Source organism: Pseudonocardia bannensis, from assembly GCF_012911875.1.
Classification (GTDB): Bacteria; Actinomycetota; Actinomycetes; order Mycobacteriales; family Pseudonocardiaceae; genus Pseudonocardia; species Pseudonocardia bannensis.
In genome coordinates, this window is the sequence record NZ_JAAXKZ010000220.1 from 1 (window position 1) to 3,649 (window position 3,649).

Genomic DNA, 3,649 nt, shown 5'->3' on the forward strand with positions numbered 1-3,649 from the left:
GTGGCGGGGTTGGCGGAGGTGCTGGCCTGGCAGGTCGCCGGCTACGCCGACGGCCGCCCCGTCTACGACGACTCCCGGGCGATCGATCCGCGCGAGCGGCTGGACGCCGCGGCCGCGGATCTGCACGAGCTGGCCGCCCGGGTGCGGGAGGCCGATCGGATCGTGAACACGTTCTGGTCGCGGATCAGCCACATCGGCGTCCAGTACCCGGCCGGCGACCGGCCCAACGACCGGGCCGAGGTTTCTGCGGCGGTGGCGCGATGAGCGCCCCGGGGTCGGTGACGGCCGCGGCGGTCGGGTTGCGGTGCTGGACGCGCGGTCACGACCCGCACGTGAAGGCGGCGGTCGGGCTGCTGATCGCGCACGAGACGTGGTTGCGCCGCAGCGAGTTCCGCACCGGCTGCATTGAGCGCGACGGCGATGGGACGTGCTGGATCGACTGGGACGACGCCCGGGAGGCGTTCGACGCCGGCCGGTTCGCGAAGGCGTCGTCGACCGAGATCGCAGTGCTGGATCTGGTGATCGCGTTGGGGGAGGACCGCTACCGGTTCTCGCGCGTGGACGGTGGTCAGGCCCGGATGGTCACTGAGGCGGTTGCGACCGCGGTGGGGGTGGACCGATGAACCTGTGGTCGATCGTGCTCGTGGTGGCCCCGATTGCCGCCGCCGTGGTCGCAGCGAAGAAGGGCGCGAAGCTGCTGGCCGGGGTGTGCGGGCTGGTCGCGCTGCTGTCGCTGTGGGCGGCGCTGTCGGTGATCGGGCTGCCGTTGCTGCTCGTCGCCTCCGCTATGGCGGTGCTGGTGGGTTGGCACCGGTGGACCCGGTCGTCATCGATGGTGACCCGGTGGGGTGCCCGCGCGCGGCGGAAGGCCGGCGTCGCCTCGACCCTCGACGTGCTGCGGCACGCCGGAGGGCTCGCGATGCGCCGCCGCGCCGGCGCGGTGCGTCCGTCGCTGGCCGGGCTGGGCTGGCCTGACCTGGCCCGGCTCCCGGTGGTCGAGGTCGCGGTGCGGCTGTGCCAGGCCGGGCTGGTGTGGGTGTGGTCCTCAATCGAGGACGTCACGCTGATCTTCGGCGGCCCCCGCACCGGCAAGAGCGGGTGGTTGGCGGGGCAGATCCTCGACGCCCCCGGCGCCGCCCTGGTCGCCTCGACGCGCACCGATCTGCACGACCTGACCGCCGCCCGCCGCGCGCAGCGCGGCCCGGTGCTGGTGTTCAACGCCGTCGGCCTGGGCCACCTGGTGTCCACGGTGACGTTCAATCCGGTCGACGGGTGCGGAGACCCGGTGACCGCGGCGGAGCGGGCGGCGGACATGCTCACCGCCACCACCCGCGCGAGCGGGTCGGGCGACCGGGAGTTCTGGGACGCCCAAGGCCGCCGAGTGCTCGCGGCGCTGCTGCACGCCGCCGCGCTGGGCAACCGCACGATGCGCGATGTGCTGGGCTGGCTGGCCGACCCGGCGAAGGCGGCGAAGGACGTGACGGTGCTGCTGCGCAGGAGTCCGGAACCGGCGTTCGAGCTCGACCTCGGCCAGTTCCTGACCACCAACGACCGCACGCGATCGTCGATCACCTCGACGATCATGCCCGCGCTCGGTTGGCTCACCTCCCCGACGGCGTGCGCAGCGGCCGGGCTGGACGACGACCCCGGCCACGCTGGCCGGCCGCTCGACGTCGCCGAGCTCCTCGCCAGCAACGGCACGGTCTACCTGGTGGGCGGGGAGGAGGCGCAGGTGGCGCCGCTGGTGGCGGCGCTGACCGGGCACGTGGCCCGGCAGGCCCGCCGGATCGCCGCCACGAAGCCTGGAGGCCGGCTCGACCCGCCGCTGCGGCTGGCGCTCGATGAGGCCGCCCTGATCTGCCCGGTGCCGCTCGAATCGTGGACGGCGGACATGGGTGGGCGCGGGGTGAACATCATCGCCGCGTTCCAGTCCCGCGCCCAGCTTCTGGCCCGTTACGGCACCCATGATGCGGCGACGATCCTGAACAATGCGGGTGCGGTGATGGTGTTCGGCGGCACCCGCGACCGTGACGACCTGCAGTTCTGGTCCACGTTGACCGGGGATCGTGACGAGCCCGCGGACACGGTAGACCCGACCGGCCGCACCACCGCGAGGACGTCGCGGAAGACGGCGGTGTTGTCGCCGGCGCAGATCGCGAACCTGCCGGCGGGGCGGGTGCTGGTGATCCGGCGGGGGATCGCACCGGTGATCGGGCGGGCGCAGATGTTCTGGCAGCGCCCCGACATCCGCCGTGAGCGGTTCGCCGCCGATCACCCCGAGCTGGTCCAGCGGTTGGTGCGGATCACTGCATGGTGTCGCGCCTTCCCGGGCCGGATCACCCGCCGGGTCGGCCGGCGTCGGGCCGCTCGGGTGGCGATCGCGGCCTTGCCTGCCGGGCCGATCGTCGGGGCCGTCGAGCCCGTCGACGCGCCGGAGGCGGGGCGGCCGCGGCTGGTCGTCGTCGACGCCCTGCCCACCAACCCCAGCAGCCCTGAGTCGGACGGTGGGGCTGATCGGGGCGGCGACCGTGGAGGTGTGGCATGACCCGGCGACCTTCATCGGTGCTGCGGTTCTCCGCCCAGCACGGCAACCCCGAGTCCGCCCGGGTCCTGCTGCCCGGCCTCGTGGTGATCGTGCTGGTCGGGCTCGTGGCCCGGTTCGTGCCGTGGGCGCTGGCCGCCGCGGCCGGTCTCGCCTTGGCCGTCGGGGTGGCTCAGTGGTGGGTGCGGTGGCGTCGGGAGCGCCGCGAGGACGCCGCCGACCACGCCGCGGCCCTGGCCGCCGCCGGGGCCCGTTCGGTCCGAACCCGGTCCGCGACCGAGTCGCGCGTGTCGGTCTGGCGCGCGCGGCCTGATCGCCGGGCGAGCTGACCCACTTTCTCGGCCGTCCGCAGGCCAGGCCCACCGCCGTGCGCGAGGGGCCTGGCCAGCACCCACACCTGTTGCAGGAGAAGGCGATGAGCAACGACCACCACGATCACCGGCCGCCGGCCGGACCGACGGGTGTTGACCGGACCGTGTCAACGCCGCGCCCGGCGGCTGAGGAGGGCTGGACCGGGCCGGTGGCCGGGCTGGCCCGGCTGGTCGACGGGCTGCGCCGCGACCTCGACCCGCTCACCGGGCTGCCCGAGCGGGTGGAGGAGGTCGCCTCGCTGGTCGCCGGGCTGGCCGAGGCCCTCGCCGCCTCGACTGCCCGCCGGCAGGCCGGCCCGGCCCCGTCCTGGCTGCTCGCCCCCACCGACCCGTGCAAGGTCGGCGACCTGCTCGACGCGCTCGCCGGCTGGATGAGCGCGGTATACCTGCGCTACCCCGAGGCCGCCGCCTGCCTGCCGGACTGCTGGAGCTGGCACCCCGATGTCGTCGAGGAACTGCTGTGGCTGATGTACGCGTGGTCGGCCGCGTACCAGGGCCCGGCCGCGTCGGTTGGGCTGGCGGGGGACTGGCACGACCGCCAACGCCCCGGCGTCGTGCGCCGCATCCGGCAGAGCGCGGGGTCGTGCTCGCGGGAGAACCACCAGACCCGACCCAACCGGCCCCCGCTGCCCACCGGCGGGGCGCCGGTGCCGGGCGCGCACGAGCTGGACGTCGTCGCCCGCTGGTGGGCCATCGGCCGCGACGACCCCGCCCCCGAACCCACCGACCCCGAACC

Annotated in this window: 4 protein-coding genes and 1 pseudogene; all 5 read left to right on the forward strand. The window is 74.8% G+C overall.

What is annotated here, in order from left to right; translation table 11 throughout:
* Positions 1-264, forward strand: a pseudogene (locus HF519_RS29480) (hypothetical protein); the annotation flags it as partial.
* Positions 261-623: a hypothetical protein gene (locus HF519_RS29485; RefSeq protein WP_169416237.1), complete on the forward strand. Its 363-nt coding sequence runs from the start codon at positions 261-263 to the stop codon at positions 621-623. The pseudogene HF519_RS29480 and the gene HF519_RS29485, both read left to right, overlap by 4 nt.
* The gene (locus HF519_RS29490; protein ID WP_169416238.1) at positions 620-2,545 is read left to right on the forward strand and encodes a type IV secretory system conjugative DNA transfer family protein; all 1,926 of its coding nucleotides are present in this window, start codon (positions 620-622) and stop codon (positions 2,543-2,545) included. Before HF519_RS29485 ends, HF519_RS29490 begins: the two co-directional genes overlap by 4 nt.
* The gene (locus HF519_RS29495; RefSeq protein ID WP_169416239.1) at positions 2,542-2,871 is read left to right on the forward strand and encodes a hypothetical protein; all 330 of its coding nucleotides are present in this window, start codon (positions 2,542-2,544) and stop codon (positions 2,869-2,871) included. Before HF519_RS29490 ends, HF519_RS29495 begins: the two co-directional genes overlap by 4 nt.
* Positions 2,872-2,957: 86 nt before the next feature.
* Positions 2,958-3,649 (forward strand): hypothetical protein (locus HF519_RS29500; protein ID WP_211170764.1); only part of this gene is annotated, 692 nt, incomplete at its 3' end.